Origin of the sequence: Croceitalea rosinachiae (assembly GCF_031846445.1) — a bacterium.
GTDB classification, from domain to species: domain Bacteria; phylum Bacteroidota; class Bacteroidia; order Flavobacteriales; family Flavobacteriaceae; genus Croceitalea; species Croceitalea rosinachiae.
In genome coordinates this window covers 1-204 of record NZ_JAVRHR010000024.1, presented here as the reverse complement: position 1 = coordinate 204, position 204 = coordinate 1, and the positions used below count along the sequence as shown (strand labels likewise).

1 protein-coding gene is annotated in these 204 nt (G+C 53.4%); it reads right to left on the bottom strand.

Annotation, left to right across the window (positions count from 1 at the left end):
- Window positions 1-204: hypothetical protein (locus RM706_RS16490; protein ID WP_311353368.1), on the bottom strand; the 204-nt coding region annotated here is incomplete at both ends.

Here is a 204-nt window from a genome sequence, read left to right as displayed (position 1 = left end):
CGGCAGCCGCCCATATGGCGTTTCCGGCATCATAGCCCGTGTAACCAGCTACCTGTAATGGATCACATGGGGCGTTCTGGTCAGTGCCGTCGTTTATCTCGTTGTCATCGTCTATACCATCTCCATCCGTATCACCGGATACTTGATAAGGGTCAGTACCATTGGTGTCCTCTTCCCCATTGGTCACCCCGTCACCATCACAGT